Origin of the sequence: Rhizobium changzhiense, from assembly GCF_013087625.1 — a bacterium.
GTDB classification, from domain to species: domain Bacteria; phylum Pseudomonadota; class Alphaproteobacteria; order Rhizobiales; family Rhizobiaceae; genus Rhizobium; species Rhizobium sophorae.
In genome coordinates this window covers 100,034-120,830 of record NZ_JABFCQ010000009.1, presented here as the reverse complement: position 1 = coordinate 120,830, position 20,797 = coordinate 100,034, and the positions used below count along the sequence as shown (strand labels likewise).

Below are 20,797 nucleotides of genomic sequence, written 5' to 3'. Positions count from 1 at the left end.
AACCAGCAAGCTCAACCAACTTTTCATTCATCTGCCGCCGATCGCCGAGGGAGCCCGGCGGCCGACAAAAATTTTGCGCCTCAGCAATAACGGCGCCAAATTCGGACACAGAGCCATGCCATGGCGAACCGAGGGTGAGGTAGTGATTCGCCTCGCCACGACATAGGGCCACGACATGGGGTTTGAGATCGAAATGAAGTTATCCGCGTTAGCCGCTGCCGCCCTTTTTTCCGCCGTCCTCGCCTTGCCGGCCTCTGCCGTGCCGGCCGCGCCCGCCGAGACCTTTCCTGGTGCTCCCGGCGTCATTACGCTTTCCGGCAAATGCGCCAAGCTCGTCGTCGCCAAATTCGACGCCACCAAGGGCTGCAGGAATGAGCTTGCCAGTGTCACGCTGGCCAATGGCGTGGTGACCTTCATCTTCACCTCGGATGGCAAGGCGCTGGGCTTCCAGGGCGATGGCAGCGGCATCAAGCCTGCCTCCAATGGCAACGCCCGCCTGCCGCTCAGCCTCGTCACAACGGGTGTAGGCAACAAGATGACCGGAGAGGTCAAGGTCGCCGGTTTCTGCACCTTCGGCAATCCCTATGCCGGCAAGCCGATCGCGATCGAATGCACCGCCGAAAGCAAGGATTCCTCGTTTATCGGCAGCTTCCGCACCGGCGGCAAGCTGGTGAAGAAGGGTAAGTAGCCGTCCTCAGGCGCACCAGGCATTGCCGGCGGCCCCTGGCTTGCGTGCTAGGCCCTCATTGATCAGCTGCGCGCCGAAAGAGCGCCCGTTGCGCGAGACGACGCGCGGCGCGCCAGAGGGCTCGGCCTTGCCCGCCGCATTCATGACGAAGGGTCCGGCGTTCAGAAGCGCCAGCAGCCGCGACTTGGCGGCAAAAGCCACCCGGCGCTCGCCGTCACAGCGCGCCTGGTCGACCACCGGGCTTGCCATGTCGGCAATTACGATCTTCTCGCCTTTGTACCAGAAGACGCCACCGTCGCCGACGCAATTGATATGAGCGCCCTGCCCGCAATAGCCGAAGGCGACTGTCCCGGTTTCCGAAACGGCAGCGGGGGCCGGCGACGGCGCCGCCTTTATCGGCTGGATCATCGGCGTCGGGATCGCGGCCGGCGGCAGCGGCTGCGGCACTGCGACTTTCGGCGTGGGTGCGGCAAGCGCCACCTGCTTCGGCGGCGCGTCCTTCCTGACGACAGGCCTCGGCTCCGCAGTTTCCCGTGTGATCGGCGTCGATTGCCTTGCAAGCATCGGCTGGATGCTCTTCCAATGGTCGTGGGCGACGATGCCCCCGATCGCGGCAATGCCGATCACCGCCCAGGGCAGCAATCCGCCACCACTGCTGCGCGCTTTGCTCTTTCCTCTCGCCGGCGCCTTGCGGCGGCCGCGTGTCGCTGTCTTGGCCATCTGTCCGATTCCCGTGAGGCCGGGATTATCGCTGCCTAATCCTTTCCGAAAGGTTGGCACGGCGGCAGGATGATGCTTGGTTTGCCGAACTTTCCCTCCAATGACATGAACGCGCCGGCGCGCACCGGAGAGGCCAACGGGACTGCCAAAGCGCACGAGGGAAAAAAGCTGAACAAATTCCGCGCTCAGACGTTAGCCAGCGAAAAACTCCGTCTGTTCTGGGGGAAAATTCATGGATCTTATTATGGCCGACATAATACCGGAGTCGCGTATCCACTATCCCGTCATTTTCGCCCGCCTCTTCGGCGCCATCGTCTTCGGCGGGCTGATCGGCTTCGAGCGTGAGGCACGCGACCGCCCGGCGGGCTTCCGCACCCATATTCTGATCAGTCTTGCCGCTGCCCTCTTCGCCATCATCTCGATCGAGGCAGTGCACATGCCGGGTTTCACCGATGACGAACAGGTGCGCATCGATCCGTTGCGCGTGATCGAAGCCGTGACCGCCGGCGTCGCCTTTCTTGCCGCCGGAATGATCGTCTTTGCAAGAGGTCGGGTGCACGGTCTGACGACGGGCGCCGGCATGTGGCTCTCCGGCGCGATCGGCCTCGCCATGGGCTTCGGCTATTGGCCGATCGCTTTCTTCACGACGCTCGTCGCCATCTGCGTACTCTTCGCCTTCGGTAAACTCGAACAGCGGTTCGGCTTTAATTCCGGACAGCGTGTCGATCGCGATGAACACAAATAGAAAAATAGAGCGCCCTGCATCATGCCGGGCGCTCGTGTCAGCGTGATTGTCTGTTGGTCATTCGGAGCGTGGGGCCGAAGGATTGTCTTTTCCAACCGATGCCGTGCCGCCGACGGAGGAGAGCGGCTTCTGGCGTTTGCCTATATCGATACGCTCGTCCGCCGCCTCGCGTACGGCCTGCCATTCATTTTCGTGCCGGATGAAGATCTCGCGGGGCACAAAGTTGATCGTCATATGTTTCTCACCCTGTTTCAAATCTACCGTCAGCGCCCAAGGGCTTCCGGAATACCCGTTATTTCTTGGTCTCTGCATTGCCCTTGATGTCGGGGCCACCCTTGGAAAGATCGGCACCGGTAACATGGGCCGGCACGTGAATGTCGTGGTAGACACCGGGCGTCAGCGTCAGGTCGACATGATGCGGCGGCAGCACCTGCGCCCTCTGCATGCGGTTTGGCTTCGCCCGCTTCATGCGGTCGGACGCCTCCGTGCGTTTATCAGGAAGATGGGTCGAAGTGTGCATCATCGGCCTCCTTTTTTAAGCTCAACCAAGGCCTAACGGGCGGGCGCCAGGATGGTTCCCAAAAAAACACCCAATCCCGGCGTGGCGGCCGGCCTTGACTGGGCAGCGAAGTTCATTACCTAGAGCCTATCCCGCAGCCTTCCAGACATCGGCTGACGGGGAACTTTGGTGCCGGGCCCCTCTGGCGAGAGTTTTTACGGCGCTCTCGTGATGTCGGTACCGCCTGCAGCTTAGCCGGCGGATTTTTCATCAATGAACAAGCTCACCATGCCTGACCCGCGTGCCCGTAGTGTCGTGCCGCGTTTTTCCAATATATCAACCCTCTTCAACACGATTTGCGGCCGCGAGGTGCGGCCATGAATCAACCCGTAACCCCATCCTCGCTCAGCTATTTCCGCTGGGCTTTCATCGTCACTGCCCTCGGCCTCGTTCTCGGCGCCGTGCTCGGCTGGCAGACGACCGGCACGATCGGCGGCATGGCGACCGTCTTCTTCATCTGCACGGTGCTTGCGGTGCTGGAGATCTCGCTCTCCTTTGATAATGCCATCGTCAACGCCAACAAGCTGAAGGAGATGACGCCGGTCTGGCAGCAGCGCTTCCTCACCTGGGGCATCATCATCGCCGTCTTCGGCATGCGCATCGTCTTCCCGCTGGCAATCGTCGCGATCGCGGCACAGATCGGCCCCTGGGATGCTCTGGTGCTCGCCGCACGCGAGCCGGCCGAATATGCCCGCATCATGAACGACGCGCATCTGCCGATCGCAGCCTTCGGCGGCACCTTCCTGATGATGGTCGGCCTCAACTACTTCTTTGACTACAAGAAGGAAATCCACTGGCTTCCGGGCCTGGAAAGGGTGATGGCCCGTTCGGCCGCCATCAAGGGTATCGAAATCGCCGTCGTGCTGGCGCTGATGCTGGTTTTCTCCTGGCTGATCGGCGGTGAGGAAGCCACCATCTTCGTCAATTGCGCCATCTATGGCCTGCTCACCTTCCTCGCGGTCGAGGTGGTCGGCGGGCTGCTCGATGCCTCGCAAAAGACGATGAGTGCTGCCGCCAAGGGCGGTCTTGGCGCCTTCATCTATCTGGAGGTGCTGGATGCGAGCTTTTCCTTCGACGGCGTCATCGGCGCCTTCGCGCTGACGCAGAACCTCTTCGTCATTGCGATCGGCCTCGGCATCGGCGCCATGTATGTGCGCTCGATGACGATCATGCTGGTGGAGAAGGGAACGCTTGCCGAATACCGCTATCTCGAGCATGGCGCCTTCTACGCCATCCTGATCCTCTCGGTGATCATGTATGCCCAGACCCTGGTGCATATCCCCGAGGTCATCACCGGGCTCGGCGGCGCGGCCTTGATCGGCCTGTCCCTCTGGTCGTCCATCCGCCACAACAAACGCGAAAGGGTGGAGGATCACGGCGCCCAACGGGAAGAGCTTCGCGCCTGACGATGCAAGAAGCCGCAGTGCGCGGCGCCCTTGCGGCTAAAAATAAAGCCCGCGACCATCCGGTTGCGGGCTAATTCATTCATGCATGGCTTGAAGGTATTAGCGGGTGACCTGACCGAAGGAGGCCGGGTCGATGCCGAGTTCCTTAAGATCTTTGGCGCGCGGGCGGCGGCCGGCTTCAACGGCAGCACTAACGGCATTTGCGGCACCAAGCACGGCGAATGCGCGACCAAAGAAACCCGTACGGACTGAATTGCGGATGGCGGACATTGTCCCTTTTCCTCTTGCTCTGATTGATCACTCATAGATGGCATCGCGCATGCACCGCCACAATGCTCAGAAAATCACCTCAGCCATGCAAAAACAGGAGGCCGGCGCATGTCTCCATGGCCGGCCTCGAGAGAGGGGGGGTGGGTCGTCTTTTTCTTCTAGCCTTCTTTGTTCTAGTCTTCGTTTGCTGCCAGCTGCGACAACACCTGTCCCCTGCCGCGCAGTCGCAGGATCAGCGGGATGAGGAAGGCGGCGGCTGCAACAATGAGCAGACCCGCCGCGATCGGCGACATCACCAGCGTCGTGACGTCGCCCTGACTGATCGCCAGCGCCCGGCGCAGCTGCTGTTCAGCAAGCGGCCCGAGGATCAGGCCGACGACGGTAGGCGCAATCGGATAGCCAAAGAGCCGCATCACATAGCCGAGCAGGCCAAAAGTGAGCAGCATGCCGAGCTCGAACACGGATGGATTGGCACCGATTGTCCCAAGCGTCGCAAACAGCAGGATGCCGGCATAGAGCCACGGCTTTGGAATGGTCAGCAGCCGCACCCAGAGCCCGATCATCGGCAGGTTCAGCACCAATAGCATCGCATTGGCGATGAGCAGGCTGGCGATCAACCCCCAGACGAGCTGCGGATTGGTGGCAAACAGCAGCGGCCCCGGCTGCAGCCCGTATTGCTGGAAGCCGGCAAGCATGATCGCCGCCGTCGCCGTCGTCGGCAGGCCGAGCGTCAGAAGCGGCACCAGCGTGCCGGCGGCCGATGCGTTGTTCGCCGCCTCGGGACCGGCCACGCCTTCGATCGCGCCATGGCCGAACTCCTCCGGGTTCTTTGCCAGCCGCTTCTCGGTCGCATAAGAAAGGAAAGTGCCGATTTCGGCGCCGCCCGCCGGCATCGCGCCGATCGGGAAGCCGATGAAGGTGCCGCGCAGCCAAGGCTTCCACGAGCGCGACCAGTCCTCAGCGGTCATCCAGAGCGAACCCTTCACCGCCTCGACTTTTTCGGCGATCCGGTTGCCCTGCGCGGCGATATAAAGCGTCTCGCCGATCGCAAACATCGCCACGGCAAGCGTCGTCACCTCGACACCGTCGAGCAGGTCGGGAATGCCGAAGGAAAGCCTGGCCTGCCCTGTCTGCTGGTCGATGCCGACCATGGCGAGAGCAAAGCCGATAAACAGCGACGTCAGTCCTCTCAATGCCGAATCGCCGAAGGCCGAGGAGACGGTGACGAAGGCAAGCACCATCAGCGCGAAATATTCACGCGGCCCGAAAACCAGTGCCAGCTTGACGATATAGGGAGCGATGAAGGCAAGCCCGAGCGTCGCGATCAGGCCGGCGACGAAGGAGCCGATCGCCGCTGTCGCCAGCGCCGGTCCGCCGCGCCCGGCGCGCGCCATCTTGTTGCCCTCGAGCGCGGTGACGATCGAGGCGCTTTCACCCGGCGTGTTGAGCAGGATCGAGGTCGTCGAACCGCCATACATGCCGCCGTAATAGATGCCGGCGAACATGATCAGCGAGCCGCCGGGATCGAGCTTGTAGGTGACCGGCAACAACAGCGCCACGGTGAGTGCCGGGCCGATGCCGGGAAGCACGCCGACGGCGGTGCCGAGCGTCACGCCGACCAGCGCATAAACCAGGTTCATCGGCTGCATCGCAACCAGGATACCCTGCCATAGGAATTCGAATGTGCTCATCTTGGTGTCCCAAGCGGCGTTCCCGACCATCCGATTTCGAGGTCAGGCGCCGCGCAAAATCAAAAGAGCTGACAGCGCGTTCGCGCGGTCAGAAGAACAGATGTTCGAGCGGGCCGGCCGGCAGCGTCAGTTGCAGCAGCTGCGAGAAGATCGCCCAGACGACGAAACTGAGGACGATGCCAAACGGCAGCGAGATCCAGAGCTTGCGTTTGCCGAAGCCGCGTGCCGTCAGCGCGAAGAGGATGCCGGTCGCGATCGAGAAGCCGGCGACGCGCAAAAGCAGCATCTGGCCGGCAAGACCAGCGACGATCCAGATGACGGGTGCGACTTCCTGCCGGTCACGTTCCGGAAAATCGCCGCGCCAGGCTTCGAAGGCGGTCCAGATCCCGAGACAGAAGAGGCCGAATGCCACCATCTGGGGCGCTGTCGCCGGACCGATGCGGTCGTACTGCGCAATCGTTTTCAGATGCAAGGCATCCCAGGCCATCACGCCGGCGACGGCGAAGAGGAAAACGGCAATGATGAACGCCGCCCAATCAGGGCGGCGTTCGGTTGCCGAGGAGGTGTTATCCTCGCTCATTGAACAAGTCCGATATCTTTGAGAATGCCTTCAGTGGCGGCGACATCCTTTTCGAGCTGCGCCTTGAAGGCATCGCCGGACAGATAGGTGTCGGCCCAGCCCTTGGTCTTCAGCGTTTCCTGCCAGGTGGCGGAGCTGTGCAGCTTCTCGAAATCGGCGGTCACGCTTGCCACCTGCTCTGCCGACAGGCCGGGGGCAGCGGCGACCATGCGCCAGTTCTGGATGGTGACGTCGGTGCCGGCTTCCTTCAGTGTCGGGGCATCGACACCATCGATCCGCTTTTCGCTGGATACGGCGAGAAGACGGAGCGTGCCTGACTTCACCTGCGATTCGAACTCGCTGTAGCTCGAGACGCCGGCCGTGACCTGGCCGCCGAGAATGGCGGCGAGCGCTTCACCGCCGCCGGAGAAGGCGACATAGTTGATCTTGGTCGGATCGACGCCGGAGGCCTTGGCGATCAGGCCGACGGTGATGTGGTCGGTGCCGCCGGCAGAGCCGCCGCCCCAGGAAACGGAGCCCGGATCCTTCTTCAGCGCCGCGACCAGATCGGCCATGGTCTTGATCTCGGACGCGGCAGGAACGACCACGGCCTCATATTCGCCGGTCAGACGGGCGATCGGCGTGACATCCTTGAGCGTCACCGGCGACTTGTTGGTGAGGATCGCGCCGACCATGACATAGCCGCCGACGATCAGCGAATTCGGGTTGCCGGCAGCCTGGCTGCTGAACTGCGCAAGGCCGATGGTGCCGCCGGCGCCCGGAACGTTCTGGACCTGCACGTTGCCGGAGATCTTCTCCTGCTGCAGCGCGGTCTGCAGCGAACGGGCCGTCTGGTCCCAGCCGCCGCCGGGAGCGGCGGGCGCGATGATGGTGTAATCGGCCGCATAGGCCGGCAGCGCGATGGTCGCTGCAAGAAGGGTTGCGATGAACGTATGCTTCACGATGTGTCCTCCGTCGGCGGCTGAGCAAACCGCCTGCTGTTCTCTGGGAATCGGGAGGAATGGCCGGCCAGCGGACGCAAGCGTCCTGAATGACGAGCGGAATACCTCCCAAGGCTTCAGCTCTCCGCCTCCACGGAGAAGAAGTAGCCAAAGCGACCACAACAACCTGTCATTTAGCTGACATCGGCAAGATATCCAGAAGGACAGGACACTTTTTTGCCGTAATTGGCAGACGCGGAACTAAATCCGGTTCCCCGCTGCCGATGGCAAGTGCATTATCCGCCGCCGAAGTACGGCTGCAGGACCTGGTCTGGCGAGACCCTCGGACCGGCTCCTGGTCGCTGCAGTGCTCTCAAATAGCCGTGGTTTAATCGCTTGCACGCGTGACCCTAAGTCAATTACATCTTGCTCAATCCAGGGTTTTGTTTCCCGCTATCTCGATTTCTGCAGACCTTTATTTCGCTGATATCCACAGGAACCGATATGCCGTACTGCCTGCACACAAATCCCGACCGGATTTACGACGACAGGCAATCGCTGCGTCGCGGCGCAACGCTGACGCTGGAAGGCGGACGATACGCAACGCCGCTTGTCCTCTCCTCGGTTAGCGGCTCGCAGCAGCACCCGGTCGTGATCCGCGGCAACGGTGCGGTGATCGATGGCGGCGAACCCTACGAAGACTATCGCGAGAGCGCCAACCGCCTCTCCGCCGTGCAGGAAGCCAACGGCCGCTTCCCCGGCATTTACTACCTTGCCGACAACGCAGCGCTCGTGTTGCGGAATTGCCAGTGGGTCGTCATCGAGGATCTCACGTTCGAAGGCTGCTGGCCGACCGCCATCTATCTCGACAACTGCCAGCACATCACACTCCGCCGCCTGCATATTCGCGGCAGCACGATCGCCATCGGTGCGGCCGGAGCCTATACGCGCCATCTGCTGATTGAAAATTGCGATTGGATACAGGATCTGCAGTCTCACGGCGAGGCGGACCTTGCAGCGATCCGAGAGACCGGCGCGGTCAATGCCGGACTCAACCCCGGCGATTGCAGGCTGTGGCGAGAAATCTCATGGGCACAGGTGCACGGCAATATCGAAGACACCGAAAGCCGCGTGGACGTCGAAAAGGATGAGCGCGGTTTCGACGGCGACTTTTTCCGGGCATGGACCATCGCCGGCTATGTCGTCCTGCGCAATAACGTCATTCTCGATGCTTTCAACGGCATCCATTTCTTCAACGATGCCTCCGATTCCACGGTGGAGGATTTCTGCCGCAACATCGTTATCGAAAACAACTGGTTCGTCCGCATTCGTGACAATGCCATCGAGGCAGAAGACTATGCCTGGAACTGGACCGTGAACGGCAACAGGTTTGTCGACTGCTACATGCCATTTTCACTGGAGATGCATCGATCCGGCTACTTCTATATCTACGGCAATTTCGGCTGGAACCGCCATCGCCCCGGCCCCGATGACGACGACCGCAATTTCGGTGAGCTTTTCAAGTTTCCCAAACAGCACGAAGCCGTCGGCCCGCATTATGCCTTCAACAATTCGTGGATGCTGAGAGGTCCGATCAGCAAGCGCAACCGCTTCAGTCGGTTCCACCATCTGAACAACGCGATCGGCTATTACGGCACAGCAGGCCTATCGACGCCGAAGGATTCCGCGCCTTTTGGTGCGAGCTGGCAGCACGTGCCGAAGCCGGGCCAGGGCGAAAATTCACTCGAAGGCAGATATTTCACCAAGCTTTGGCAAGAACTCGACATACGCTTCGATGGTGATCTGATCGATCACGAATATTTCCCCGACCTGCTGCGTCATGCGGGATATCCTATCGGCGTGGACGCAAATCCCAGCCCGGTCCCTTTCCGTTCGACCGCCTTCGGCAAGCCGGAAGAATTAAAGCTGACCGCGCAGGTTGCGGCAGTGCCTTTCCAGATGCAGCTTCCCGACGGACGCGAACAGTCCGTCGCCGGTGCGGACTATACCGTCGGCGCCTGGCAGGGCGAACGTCTCTTTACGATCGAAAAGCCGATGTTCTACGAATACTGGCTCTATCCGGAGCCCTGCGGGAAAGGTGAACCGGCTGAAAGCTGACGCCTTCACTGCGTCCGCAGAACCTCATTCCAGTGCGCGATCAGCCGCGCCCGCTTCACCTGGTCGAGATAGACCATCAGCCCGGGACTGACCGGCACCGGCCGCAGTTGGGCGCCGAGCAGTTCCTGCAGCGTATTGGCGGTATTTTCCCCCGCCACCTCGGGGCTGACGGCCGGGATCTGCAGCTCGCGCGCCATGATCGTCTGCCCTTCCCTCGACATGAAGAAGGTGAGGTAACGCCGACCGAGCTCCGGCTCGCCGGCGGCCTGCGGCACCAACCCGATCCGCGACATCACCACCGTATAATCCTTCGGCAGCACGATGCCGACATCGGGATAGCGCGAGGCCCAGTCGGCCGCATAGGAGCCGAGAATATTGTAGCCGAGCACGAAGCGCCCGTCGGCAACACGTTCGAGGATCGCCGAACTCGTCGAATAGAGCTTGACGCCGGCAGCCCCCATCGCCCCGATCACCGACCAGATGTCGCCGAACTGCTCCTGGTCGCGCGCCATGAACAGAAAGCCGACGCCGGAACGCTCAATGTCGTAGGTGCCGATCCGCCCATAGACCTCGTTGCCCTTGCGCTTCAGATAGTCGACGAATTCAGCCCGCGAACTCGGCACCGGCTCATGCGCAAAGCTCGGCTTGTGATAGACGAACACCGCCGGCTCGAAGGTGAGCGCATAGGCGGTGTTGCGCCAGTTCGCCCATTTCGGCCATGCTGCACTCATCGGCAGATTGCTGACCTGTGCATATCCGTCGTTGGAAAGCTTCACCTGCAGGTCCATAGCCGAGGAGAAGGCGAAATCCGCCGTCTTCTTGCCGGCATCCGTCTCCCGGACGATCCGGTCGTAGATGTCGCCGGTCAGCATGTCCTCATATCTGACTGCGACATCGGGATTGGCGTCCTGGAAGCCCCGGATCATCGGCTGCGCCAGGGGCTCGTCGAGCGAGGAATAGACCGTCAGCACCGGCGCATCGGTATTGCCCGACTTTGCCGGATAGAAGGCCTGATCGGCTAGCGCGAAGCCCGGCCAGAACGCCAGCAGCGAGATAAAAACTCTCCTCATCCAGCAACAATGCCTGAGCGCGCCGGGAGGAGCAAGGGTGCCGGATCTAGGCGATGACCCACTCCATCAGCGCATTTTGCGCATGCAACAGAAAGGCTTTGGCGGGGCGGCTTTGGCAGTGCGGATGCTCCATCGCCTCGGCCGTCACCTCCTCACCACGCCGAACCGGTGGGCATGGCAGGAAGATCGCATCCTCCCGCAGCCGATCGAGCAGATCGGTCCCGATCCGGTAGCCGGCGAGCGCGTCTCCGGCGACGTCATCCGGCCACGAATCGGTGATGACGATGTCGGCATCCAGTAACTCGCCCATATCGGTGCTCACGCGAAAATGCCTGTTGAGCAGCGCGGCGTCACCTATATGCCAGCGTTCGGGAAAGACCTGCACCACCTCGATCGGCAATGCGATCGACGCTTCGGCCCAGGAGCGCAGGATATTTGCGTCCGCCGCCACGCCAACGACCTTCAACCTGTCGATCGAGCCGCGCCGGCCGTTGATATAGGCAAGGTCGCCGAGCGTCTCGCAAGGGTGGTTGGAGCGTGTACGCGCATTGATGACAGGCACCGGCGAGGCTGCCGCCACCGCCTTCAACGTCGCGAGCTCCTTCGTGCGGATCACCAGCATGTCGAATCAGTTGCCGAGATACCCCGCGAGGTCGCCGGCCTTCTCCCTGACATCGAAACCGATCGGCACATGCACGCAGATACCACCCATCGCCTGGATGCCGAGATCGAAGGCCGTGATATTGCGCCAGCCGCCGTCGTCGACAATCAGCGCGACGCGTTTGCCCGCAAGGCTCTGCGGCATCGCACGCTCATCCCAAGCTTTGGCGAGCGCACCGGCGCGACCGATAATCGACCGAAGCCCGGCCTCCGGGATATCGTGAAACGCCAGAAAACTCCGGGCCGAATCGGTCATCCCAATCCCTCGTTGCGCTTGAAACCGTCACCACAATAACCGGAGCCGGCCTCACGGCAATCGTCGAAAGAAAATCCCGCTGAACCTGCCATCGGCAGCAAGTACAAATCGCCATTCCATCGCAGCGTTTTCGAAGGCGACGTCATAGACGTCCCACCCCTCCGACGACACGCCCTTGAAGGAAATCGACCGCAGCGTACCCGCCCGCTCCAGGTCCGCGCGGATCATCGGCATCTGCTCCCGCCCGGCATCGGCAAGTGCCGGAACCATCCTGTCGTAGTCGACCTCGCCGCTCTGATGCTGAGCGATCAGACTGCGCAGCAGCGCTTCACTATTATCGACCGGCTGCTTGTTTTTCGTCCGGTTTTCTAGGTCGGCGACCAGCCTCGCTGCCGCCGCCGCATCGATCCGCGACGCCTCTTGTTCCCACCCGTTCTGGCGCAGCACAAGGCCGTCCACCCGCCCGTCCGGCCCGCGGCGGAAGCCGATCTGCGCCGCAACTACGCGATAGAAGAACTCGTCTTCCTTCTCCGGATAGATATCGATGGCCTCCTGCCCGAGCACCTGCGCTGTCAGCCCGCCCTCGCGCCGGGCGATCGTGATACTGCCACCCCATTCGAAGAGGTAGGCACCGAGATAATCATCATTGAGCTCAGGCGCGATCGTGCCTTCGGTGCGCGGCCGCGCTTGCTCGTAGCGCCGCCAGGCGGCGGCGTCGGCGGATTGGTCGGTCATGCTGGTCTCCTTGGCTATGCTGACGAGTTCGTTGAGCGAAATGGGTTCGCCAGCGGCGATCCGCTGCCGCAAGGCATTGATCCGCGAGAGACTCTCTTCGACGCGGCTGCGCAGCGAAAGCAACTGCGTTTGTTGCATGGAAAGCGTCCGGTCGAGATCGGTCGCCTGGCCGGCCAGCAATTCGGTGATCCTCGCCAGACTGAGCCCCAGTCGCTTCAAAGCCAGGATCTCGTTCAGCCGCGCTATGTCTTCGATACCATAGAGCCGCCAGTTCTTGCCGGTTCTCCGTGGGTTGACCAGCCCGCGTTTCTCGTAGAGGCGAAGCGCTTTTACCGTCAGCCCGATTCGCTCGGCACATTCGGCCGCCGTCAGCCAGAGATTCTCGTTCATTCGCTCGTTCATGATTCCCTCGCGAATCGTCTTCTAGGCTATGCCCTTGGGTCCGGCTCAAGCCTTAAATCGATCGGCGATCGGTTTTATGATGCCGACCCGGGAAGTGTCGGCCAAAGCAGAACACTCCATTTTCTCCGATGTAAATTGTCTTTTCATCACAAAGGATTAGGGATTGGCTCCATCCTTCACCCATATAGAGTATTGATGAAGATCGACGACGTTATATGGTCGCGCTGCCGCGTTAAAAACGTCGAGACCGCCCGAATTTATTATTCGGGGACGACTCTACGCGACAAAAACTCTATAAAAAGCTAGACTAAACTGGGAAGATCCATGGAGGGGTCATGGAACGACGACTGAGCGCTATTCTTGCTGCAGACGTCGTCGGCTACAGCCGACTGATGGGCATCGATGAATCCGGCACGTTGCAGGCACTGAACCGCCATCGCTGCGAGCTGGTCGACATTCGGATTTCAGACTACAAGGGCCGGATCGTCAAACTCACCGGCGACGGCATCCTTGCCGAATTCCAGAGCGTGGTGAATGCGGTCGCCTGCGCCGCCGAAATTCAGCGCAGCATGGCGGCCCGCAACGAGAACGTGCCCAAGGACGAACGCGTCGAATTCCGCATCGGCATCAATCTCGGCGACGTCGTGGTCGAGAATGGCGACATATTCGGAGATGGCGTCAATCTCGCCGCCAGGCTCGAGCGTATCGCAGCGCCGGGCGGCATCGCCGTGTCCGCCTCGGTGCGCGATCAGGTCGGCTCGCGCCTCAATCTCGGCTTCGAATTCATCGGCGAACATACGCTGAAGAACATCCGGCAGCCCGTGCAGGTCTATACCGTCACCCTGACACCGCCCTCTTCGGCGAAATTGGTCGCGCAGAACCGCAATACCTGCTTCATCGCGGTGCTGCCCTTCACCAATATGAGCGGCGACGCCGACCAGGACTATTTCTCCGACGGCATCACCGAAGACATCATCACCGATCTCTCCAAGATCTCCAGCCTGCACGTCGTGCCGCGCAACACCATCTTCACCTATAAGGGCATATCGGTGAAGGTGAAGCGGCTCGCTCAGGAACTTGGTGTGCGCTACGTGCTCGAGGGAAGTGTGCGCATCGTCGGCAATCGCGTGCGCATTTCCGGCCAGCTGATCGACACCGCCAATGGCGACCATCTCTGGGCCGAGCGTTACGACCGCGACATGACCGACATCTTCGCCATTCAGGACGAGATCACCCATGCGATCGTCGGCCAGTTGAAGGTGCGTCTGCTACCGGAAGAGAAGGAGGCGATCGCCAACGAGCCGACCGCCAATGTTGAGGCCTATACCTATTATCTCAGGGGCCGGCAGCTCTCCCACACCTGGACCAAATCCTATCTGCAACTCGCAAGGCGCATGTTCTGCAAGGCGGTCGAACTCGATCCGGATTATGCCCGCGCCTATGCCGGCATCGCCGATTGCGACGCGGCGATCCGCGATTGGGCACCTGACGACGTGCCGCTGAGGCGCATCCTCGACATGAGCGCCCGCGCCCTGGAGCTCGATCCTGACCTTGCCGAAGCCCACGCCTCCCACGGTCTCGCCCTGCATCAGAGCGGCTACGACGATCGGGCGGCGGCGGCCTTCGAACGTGCCCTGGCGCTCGACCCGAACCTCTTCGAGGCGAATTTCCACTATGCCCGGTTCTTCTTCATGCACGGCAACTTCGCCGAATCCGTGCAGTATTTCACCCGCGCCGCCGCAATCCGCTCTGATGACTACGTCTCGCCAATTCATCTGATGTCCGCCTATCGCTCGCTCGGCCGGGTACTGGATACGGAAAACTGGGCGCGCCTCGGCCTGCTGCGCGCCGAACGCGCCCTCAACCTCAATCCGGAAAATTCCGGCCCCGCCCATCGCGGCGCGCTGGCGCTTGCCCATATGGGCGATGCGGCAAGGGCACGCGACTGGGCGGCCCGTGCGATCGCCATCGATCCCGACGACATCGTCGCGCAATATAATCTCGCCTGCGTCTATTCCGTTCTTGGCGACGTCGACCAGGCGATCGATCTGCTGGAAAAGCTGCTGCCGAACAGCTCCGTCTACCATATAAAATGGTTCGACAATGATTCCGATCTCGACAACATCCGCGACGATCCCCGCTTCCGGAAGCTGCTGACCGCCGCAATGATGCAGCGCGAACGGATCGAAAGGACCGGGAGCTGAGGTCGAACCTTTCTCGGCCGTTCACCGGCGCATCGGCCCGAAAATCGGAATCGATTTTCGGAAAGCACGATGCGTAGATTCAAAGTGTTACAGCGTCCTTTGCGCGTCTGAAGGACGCGCGGCGCTGTAAGCTTGAAAATCGCTGTGACATCCCTGCTTCATCTCTGTAATCTCCCTTGAAAAACAGGGGAAACATCCGTGCGCATCCTGCTCACCGAAGACAATATCGCACTGGCCGACGGCCTGTCGGCGATCTTGCGCGGCACGGGCCATGCCGTCGATGTCGTCCATGATGGGGCGTCTGCCAATGCGGTCATCGCAGCGGAAAATTTCGATCTGGTGATCCTCGACCTCAACCTGCCAGAGATGGACGGGCTCGACGTGCTGCGCGCCATGCGCGCCCGGCAGAACCAGGCGGCCGTCCTCATTTTGACCGCACGCGGCACGCCGGAAGAGCGGGTGAAGGGGCTCGATCTCGGCGCCGACGATTATCTGATCAAGCCCTTCGATATCGCCGAATTCGAGGCCCGCGTGCGCGTGCTGCTGCGCCGCCAGGCCGGGCTGCGCTCGGCGACCGTCGGCTTCGGCGGCATCTCCTTCGATCTCAATTCCCGCACCTTTTCGGCCGGCGCCACGCCGCTCGATATTCCCGCCCGCGAGCTCGGCCTGCTCGAAATCCTCTTCATGCGGGCCGGCAAGGTCGTCGCAAAGGAGGCGATCATTCAATCGCTGACGGCCTTCGACGACGACATTTCCGCAAACGCCATCGAGCAATATGTCAGCCGCCTGCGAAAGCGCCTGTCGCCGCACGGCCTGACCGTCAAGACCGCCCGCGGCATCGGCTATTATCTCGACAAGCTGCCCGAGGCCTCATGAAAGCCGCCTATTCCCTCAGGCGCCGGCTGCTCTTCTGGTTGCTCGTCTCCACCGCCGTCATCGGCACGCTGGCACTCGCCGATACCTATCGGGAGGCGGTCCAGACCTCCAATATCGTTTCCGACCGCGTGCTCGCCGGTTCCGCTCTGGCGATCGCCGAGCGCGTCGTCGTCGCCGAGGACGGCACGCTGCAGGTCGATATACCCTATGTCGCACTTGAGATGCTGACCTCGGCCGCGCAGGATCGCGTCTTCTACCGCGTCGACGGCCCGCCGGGTCAATTCATCACCGGCTACCAGTCCCTGCCCGTCCTCAAGAAGACGCCGGGCGATGCCGCCGCCTTCGCCGACGATAGCTTCCGCGGCGAGCCGATCCGCATCGCCACACTCGAGCGCTCGGCCTCGACGGGCATCCGCTCCGTGCCCTTCGTGGTGACGGTCGCCGAAACCACCATCGCCCGCCGGCAGCTGGCGCAGGCGATCCTCGTCCGATCCGCACTCCGTCTCGCCTTCATGATCGCCGGTGCCGCCGTCATCGTCTGGATTTCGGTCACGGTGGCTCTGCGCCCGCTCTACAAGCTCGGCGACGCCATCGGCGAACGCAGCCCCGATGACCTGCATCCGATCAGGCAGACCGTGCCGAGCGAGGTCGAGCCGCTGGTCGATACGGTGAATTCCTTCATGGTCCGCCTGCAATCCGCGCTCGATGCGCTCCGCCATTTCACCGGCAATGCCAGCCATCAGTTGCGCACGCCGCTGGCGATCATCCGCACCCAGCTCGCCCTTTCCGCCCGCGCCGGATCGCTTGACGAGGCGCAGGCGGCAGCACTGAAGGGCGACCAGGCGGTGGCGCATGCCGAACGCATTCTTGCCCAGCTTCTCCTGATGGCCAAGATCGACGCCGCCACTGCCAAGGAGGCGCTGACCGCTTCAGCCATCGATCTCGCCGCCATCGCCCAGGAAATCACCGGCGAGCAGATCCCGACGGCTGCCGTCGCCGGCATCGATCTCGGCTTCGAGGGCGAGAGCCCGGCGATGGTCCGCGCCGAGCCGCTGCTGATCGGCGAAATGCTGCGCAACCTTGCCGGCAATGCCATCGCCTATGCCGGCAAGGGAGCTGAGGTCACCGTCCGCATCATTGCCGCGTCAGAGACGATCCGCCTCGAAGTCGAGGACAACGGCCCCGGCATTCCGTCCGAGAAGCTGGAGGCGGTGCGCCGGCGCTTTTCGCGCGGCAATGATTCCGGCGCGCCCGGCGCCGGCCTCGGCCTGCCGATCGTCGAAGAGATCGCCAATCTTTTCAATGCCGCACTGACGCTGGAGCCAGGTACGGACGGCAAGGGCCTGAAGGCGGCGGTCACCTTTGCCAAGGCGGCGTAAACGCCTTCGGCATTCAAAATGCGACAGCGTCCTTTGCGCGTCTGAAAAGACGCACGGCGCTGTAGACCTTTCCGCCTTGCTTTCTTTCGCTGCATTGCACACACTGATTTCGGGAACAGCAAGCCGCACGACGATGCGAGCCGGATAAAAAGAGAAATATGTCGATCAAAGCCAGCATCTATCATCTGACGCATTACACCTATGACAAGCCGGTCCGCCTCGGCCCACAGATCATCCGGCTGAAACCTGCCTCGCATTCGAAGACGCGGGTGCTCAGCCACTCGCTGAAGGTCACGCCCTCCAACCATTTCGTCAACCTGCAGCAGGATCCATACGGCAACTACCTTGCCCGCTACGTCTTTCCGGATCCGGTGACGGAGTTCAAGATCGAGGTCGATCTCGTGGCCGACATGACGGTCTACAATCCCTTCGACTTCTTCGTCGAGGAAGAGGCGACCAAGTGGCCCTTCGGATACCCTGAAACGATCCAGGAGGATCTGTCGATCTACATGACACCGGAGCCGGCCGGTCCGCGCCTCAAGGCGCTGCTGCCGACGCTCGACTGGTCGCCGGGCCAACCGACGGTGGACATGGTCGTCGGCTTGAATGCCCGCCTGCAGAGGCAGATCGGCTATGTCATCCGCATGGAAACCGGCGTGCAGACGCCGGAGGAAACGCTGGAAAGCGCCAAGGGCTCCTGCCGCGACACCAGCTGGCTGCTCGTCCAGATCCTTCGCCATCTCGGCCTCGCCGCCCGCTTCGTCTCCGGTTATCTCATTCAGCTGACGCCGGACCTGAAGGCACTTGACGGCCCCTCCGGCACCGAAGTCGATTTCACCGACCTGCATGCCTGGGCTGAGGTCTATCTGCCTGGCGCCGGCTGGGTCGGCCTCGATCCGACCTCCGGCCTGCTGACCGGCGAAAGCCATATCCCGCTTGCCGCCACACCGCATTATCGCAACGCCGCTCCGATTTCCGGCGGTTATTTCGGCGAGGCCGAAACCGAATTCGCCTTCGACATGAAGGTCTCGCGCGTTGCCGAACACCCGCGCATCACCAAGCCCTTCTCCGATGAAAGCTGGGAGGAACTCAACGAACTCGGCGAGAAGGTCGATCGTGTCCTCGAAGCCGAGGACGTGCATCTGACGATGGGCGGCGAACCGACCTTCGTTTCGATCGACGATTTCCAGTCCGAGGAGTGGAACACCGCCGCGGTCGGCCCGACCAAGCGCGAAAAGGCCGACATCCTGATCCGCAAGCTGCAAGAACGCTTCGCCCCCGGCGGTTTCCTGCATTACGGCCAGGGCAAATGGTACCCGGGCGAAAGCCTGCCGCGCTGGACCTTCTCGCTCTACTGGCGCCGCGACGGCAAGCCGGTCTGGCAGAACCTCGATCTGGTCGCCGCCGAAGGCAAGGATACCGGCGTCACCGCCGAGGATGCCGAGAAGCTCCTGACGGCGATTGCAAAGGAACTGGCGATCAAGCCTGACATGGTGCAGCCGGCCTATGAAGATCCGGCCGACTGGATCATTAAGGAAGGCAACCTTCCCGAAAATGTCGATCCGGCGAATTCGAAGCTGAAGGATCCTGAGGAACGCAACCGCATCGCCCGCGTCTTCGCCCGCGGCCTGACCGTCGCGACAGGTTACGTCCTTCCGGTCCAAGCATGGAACGCCAAGGCGGCCGAAAGCCGAGTCTGGGTCAGCGAAAAATGGCGTACCCGCCGCGGCAAGATCTTCCTCGTCCCGGGCGACAGTCCGATCGGTTACCGCCTGCCGCTCGGCACGTTGCCCTATGTTCCCCCGGCGCGTTACCCCTATATCCACCCCGCCGATCCAACGATCCCGCGCGAACCGCTGCCTGATGTCTTCGTACCGGCCGGCCGGGCCATGCCGGAAGCCTCTTTCCATGCCGACGAGAGCAATCGCGGCCGGATCGAACAGACGCTCGGCGAGCTCCGCGGCGCCGTGCGCACCGCGATGTCGGTCGAGCCGCGCGACGGCAGGCTCTGCGTCTTCATGCCGCCGGTCGAACGCATCGAGGATTATCTCGAGCTGATCGCCGCTGCCGAAAATGCCGCCGCCGAGCTCAAGCTTCCCGTCCATATCGAAGGTTATCCGCCGCCGCAGGACGAGCGCATCAACGTCATCCGCGTCGCCCCGGATCCCGGCGTCATCGAGGTCAACATTCATCCGGCCTCGAACTGGAAGGACTGCGTCGACATCACCACGGCGATCTACGAGGAGGCGCGCGCCACCCGGCTCGGCGCCGACAAGTTCATGATCGACGGTCGCCATACCGGCACCGGCGGCGGCAACCATGTCGTCGTCGGCGCGGCCAATCCGAACAACAGCCCCTTCCTGCGCCGTCCCGATCTCTTAAAGAGCGTCGTCCTCCACTGGCAGCGCCATCCCTCGCTCTCCTACCTCTTCTCCGGCATGTTCATCGGCCCGACCAGCCAGGCGCCGCGCATCGACGAGGCTCGCCACGACAGCCTCTACGAGCTGGAGATCGCCATGGCGCAGATCGCCGCTCCCGGCAGCAGTCAGCAGCCGCTGCCCTGGCTCGTCGATCGACTGTTCCGCAACCTGTTGACCGATGTCACCGGCAACACCCACCGCGCCGAGATCTGCATCGACAAGCTGTTCTCGCCCGACGGCCCGACCGGACGGCTCGGCCTCATCGAGTTCCGTGGCTTCGAGATGCCGCCGAACGCGCGCATGTCGCTCGCCCAGCAACTGCTGGTGCGCGCGCTGATCGCCCGCTTCTGGGTCAATCCCGTCGACGGCAAATTCGTCCGCTGGGGCACGACCCTGCACGACCGTTTCATGCTGCCGCATTTCGTCTGGGCAGACTTCCTCGACGTGCTTGCCGACCTTCGCCAAAACGGCTTCGACGTCAGCCCGGAATGGTTCAAGGCCCAGCTCGAATTCCGCTTCCCCTTCTGCGGCGAAGTCGAATACGAGGGCTCGAAGCTGGAACTGCGCCAGGCGCTGGAGCCATGGCATGTGATGGGCGAGGAAGGCGCGCCGGGCGGCACCGTGCGCTACGTCGACAGCTCCGTCGAACGTCTTCAGGTGCGGCTCGAAACCAGCAATACCGCGCGTTACACCGTCACCTGCAATGGCCGCACCCTGCCGCTGACACCGACCGGCACCGCTGGCGTGTCGGTTGCCGGCGTCCGTTACAAGGCGTGGCAACCGTCCTCCGGTTTACATCCCGTCCTGCCGATCAACACGCCTTTGACTTTTGACATTTATGATACATGGTCGAAGCGTTCGATCGGCGGCTGCATCTATCATGTTGCCCATCCGGGCGGCCGGACCTATGACACCTTCCCGGTCAACGGCAACGAGGCGGAAGCAAGGCGGCTCGCCCGCTTCGAGCCGTGGGGACATACGGCGGGCGGTTATATCCCCCGCGCCGAGACGGGTTCGCTTGAATTCCCGCTGACGCTGGATCTGCGGCGGCCCGCCGGAATTTAAGGCCGAAGGTTAGGGCCGGGGGGTTAGGGTTTC

Annotated in this window: 17 protein-coding genes and 1 pseudogene; 8 read left to right on the top strand and 10 right to left on the bottom strand. The window is 62.2% G+C overall.

Annotated features, from left to right (window positions below; translation table 11 throughout):
- The first annotated feature begins 193 nt into the window (after positions 1 to 193).
- On the top strand, positions 194 to 688 hold the full coding sequence (locus G9X68_RS30230; protein ID WP_244956269.1) for a hypothetical protein: 495 nt from the start codon (positions 194 to 196) through the stop codon (positions 686 to 688).
- Positions 689 to 694: 6 nt separating this feature from the next.
- Here the strand turns inward: G9X68_RS30230 and G9X68_RS30225 are convergent, their stop codons facing one another.
- Positions 695 to 1,408 (bottom strand): hypothetical protein, encoded by a 714-nt coding sequence (locus G9X68_RS30225; protein ID WP_168315397.1) that lies wholly within the window; start codon positions 1,406 to 1,408, stop codon positions 695 to 697.
- 232 nt (positions 1,409 to 1,640) lie between these two features.
- Between G9X68_RS30225 and G9X68_RS30220 the strand changes: the two genes are divergently transcribed.
- Complete coding sequence (locus tag G9X68_RS30220; protein ID WP_168308571.1) at positions 1,641 to 2,153, top strand: MgtC/SapB family protein; 513 nt, start codon at positions 1,641 to 1,643, stop codon at positions 2,151 to 2,153.
- A gap of 57 nt (positions 2,154 to 2,210) precedes the next feature.
- On the opposite strand, the gene G9X68_RS30215 is transcribed toward G9X68_RS30220, so the two are convergent.
- Both G9X68_RS30215 and G9X68_RS30210 read right to left on the bottom strand, forming a co-directional pair.
- Positions 2,211 to 2,387 carry a hypothetical protein gene (locus G9X68_RS30215; protein ID WP_171605518.1) on the bottom strand — a complete coding sequence of 59 codons (177 nt, stop codon included), beginning with the start codon at positions 2,385 to 2,387 and terminating at the stop codon, positions 2,211 to 2,213.
- 58 nt (positions 2,388 to 2,445) lie between these two features.
- Complete coding sequence (locus G9X68_RS30210; RefSeq protein WP_171605517.1) at positions 2,446 to 2,676, bottom strand: hypothetical protein; 231 nt, start codon at positions 2,674 to 2,676, stop codon at positions 2,446 to 2,448.
- Between the two features lie 353 nt (positions 2,677 to 3,029).
- Between G9X68_RS30210 and G9X68_RS30205 the strand changes: the two genes are divergently transcribed.
- Positions 3,030 to 4,118 carry a DUF475 domain-containing protein gene (locus G9X68_RS30205; protein ID WP_171605516.1) on the top strand — a complete coding sequence of 363 codons (1,089 nt, stop codon included), beginning with the start codon at positions 3,030 to 3,032 and terminating at the stop codon, positions 4,116 to 4,118.
- 99 nt (positions 4,119 to 4,217) lie between these two features.
- On the opposite strand, the gene G9X68_RS30200 is transcribed toward G9X68_RS30205, so the two are convergent.
- The 4 genes from G9X68_RS30200 to G9X68_RS30185 form a co-directional block, all read right to left on the bottom strand.
- Positions 4,218 to 4,388 carry a hypothetical protein gene (locus G9X68_RS30200; protein ID WP_171605515.1) on the bottom strand — a complete coding sequence of 57 codons (171 nt, stop codon included), beginning with the start codon at positions 4,386 to 4,388 and terminating at the stop codon, positions 4,218 to 4,220.
- A gap of 173 nt (positions 4,389 to 4,561) precedes the next feature.
- Positions 4,562 to 6,079 carry a tripartite tricarboxylate transporter permease gene (locus G9X68_RS30195; RefSeq protein ID WP_171605514.1) on the bottom strand — a complete coding sequence of 506 codons (1,518 nt, stop codon included), beginning with the start codon at positions 6,077 to 6,079 and terminating at the stop codon, positions 4,562 to 4,564.
- An 88-nt stretch (positions 6,080 to 6,167) separates the two neighbouring features.
- Complete coding sequence (locus G9X68_RS30190) at positions 6,168 to 6,659, bottom strand: tripartite tricarboxylate transporter TctB family protein (RefSeq protein ID WP_168308577.1); 492 nt, start codon at positions 6,657 to 6,659, stop codon at positions 6,168 to 6,170.
- Positions 6,656 to 7,600 (bottom strand): Bug family tripartite tricarboxylate transporter substrate binding protein, encoded by a 945-nt coding sequence (locus tag G9X68_RS30185; protein WP_168308578.1) that lies wholly within the window; start codon positions 7,598 to 7,600, stop codon positions 6,656 to 6,658. Before G9X68_RS30185 ends, G9X68_RS30190 begins: the two co-directional genes overlap by 4 nt.
- Before the next feature lie 483 nt (positions 7,601 to 8,083).
- On the opposite strand from G9X68_RS30185, the gene G9X68_RS30180 reads away from it, so the two are divergent.
- A complete protein-coding gene (locus G9X68_RS30180; RefSeq protein ID WP_171605513.1) occupies positions 8,084 to 9,697 on the top strand; it encodes a right-handed parallel beta-helix repeat-containing protein in 1,614 nt (537 codons plus the stop codon).
- Between the two features lie 5 nt (positions 9,698 to 9,702).
- On the opposite strand, the gene G9X68_RS30175 is transcribed toward G9X68_RS30180, so the two are convergent.
- The 3 genes and pseudogenes from G9X68_RS30175 to G9X68_RS30165 all read right to left on the bottom strand — a co-directional run bounded on the left by G9X68_RS30175 (position 9,703) and on the right by G9X68_RS30165 (position 12,820).
- Positions 9,703 to 10,767, bottom strand: a complete 1,065-nt coding sequence (locus G9X68_RS30175; RefSeq protein WP_171605512.1) for an ABC transporter substrate-binding protein — start codon at positions 10,765 to 10,767, stop codon at positions 9,703 to 9,705.
- A 46-nt stretch (positions 10,768 to 10,813) separates the two neighbouring features.
- Positions 10,814 to 11,683, bottom strand: a pseudogene (locus G9X68_RS30170) (ornithine carbamoyltransferase).
- 51 nt (positions 11,684 to 11,734) lie between these two features.
- Positions 11,735 to 12,820: a MerR family transcriptional regulator gene (locus tag G9X68_RS30165; protein WP_206679917.1), complete on the bottom strand. Its 1,086-nt coding sequence runs from the start codon at positions 12,818 to 12,820 to the stop codon at positions 11,735 to 11,737.
- 335 nt (positions 12,821 to 13,155) lie between these two features.
- Here G9X68_RS30165 and G9X68_RS30160 point away from each other — a divergent pair, with 335 nt between their 5' ends.
- The 4 genes from G9X68_RS30160 to G9X68_RS30145 all read left to right on the top strand — a co-directional run bounded on the left by G9X68_RS30160 (position 13,156) and on the right by G9X68_RS30145 (position 20,764).
- Entirely contained in the window at positions 13,156 to 15,024 is a 1,869-nt protein-coding gene (locus G9X68_RS30160; protein WP_171605511.1) for an adenylate/guanylate cyclase domain-containing protein, read from the top strand.
- A gap of 198 nt (positions 15,025 to 15,222) precedes the next feature.
- Positions 15,223 to 15,900: a response regulator gene (locus G9X68_RS30155; protein WP_171605510.1), complete on the top strand. Its 678-nt coding sequence runs from the start codon at positions 15,223 to 15,225 to the stop codon at positions 15,898 to 15,900.
- Complete coding sequence (locus G9X68_RS30150) at positions 15,897 to 17,279, top strand: sensor histidine kinase (protein ID WP_171605509.1); 1,383 nt, start codon at positions 15,897 to 15,899, stop codon at positions 17,277 to 17,279. The genes G9X68_RS30155 and G9X68_RS30150 overlap by 4 nt, the downstream gene beginning before the upstream one ends.
- 158 nt (positions 17,280 to 17,437) lie before the next feature.
- Complete coding sequence (locus tag G9X68_RS30145) at positions 17,438 to 20,764, top strand: transglutaminase family protein (protein ID WP_171605508.1); 3,327 nt, start codon at positions 17,438 to 17,440, stop codon at positions 20,762 to 20,764.
- The last annotated feature ends 33 nt before the right edge of the window (positions 20,765 to 20,797 follow it).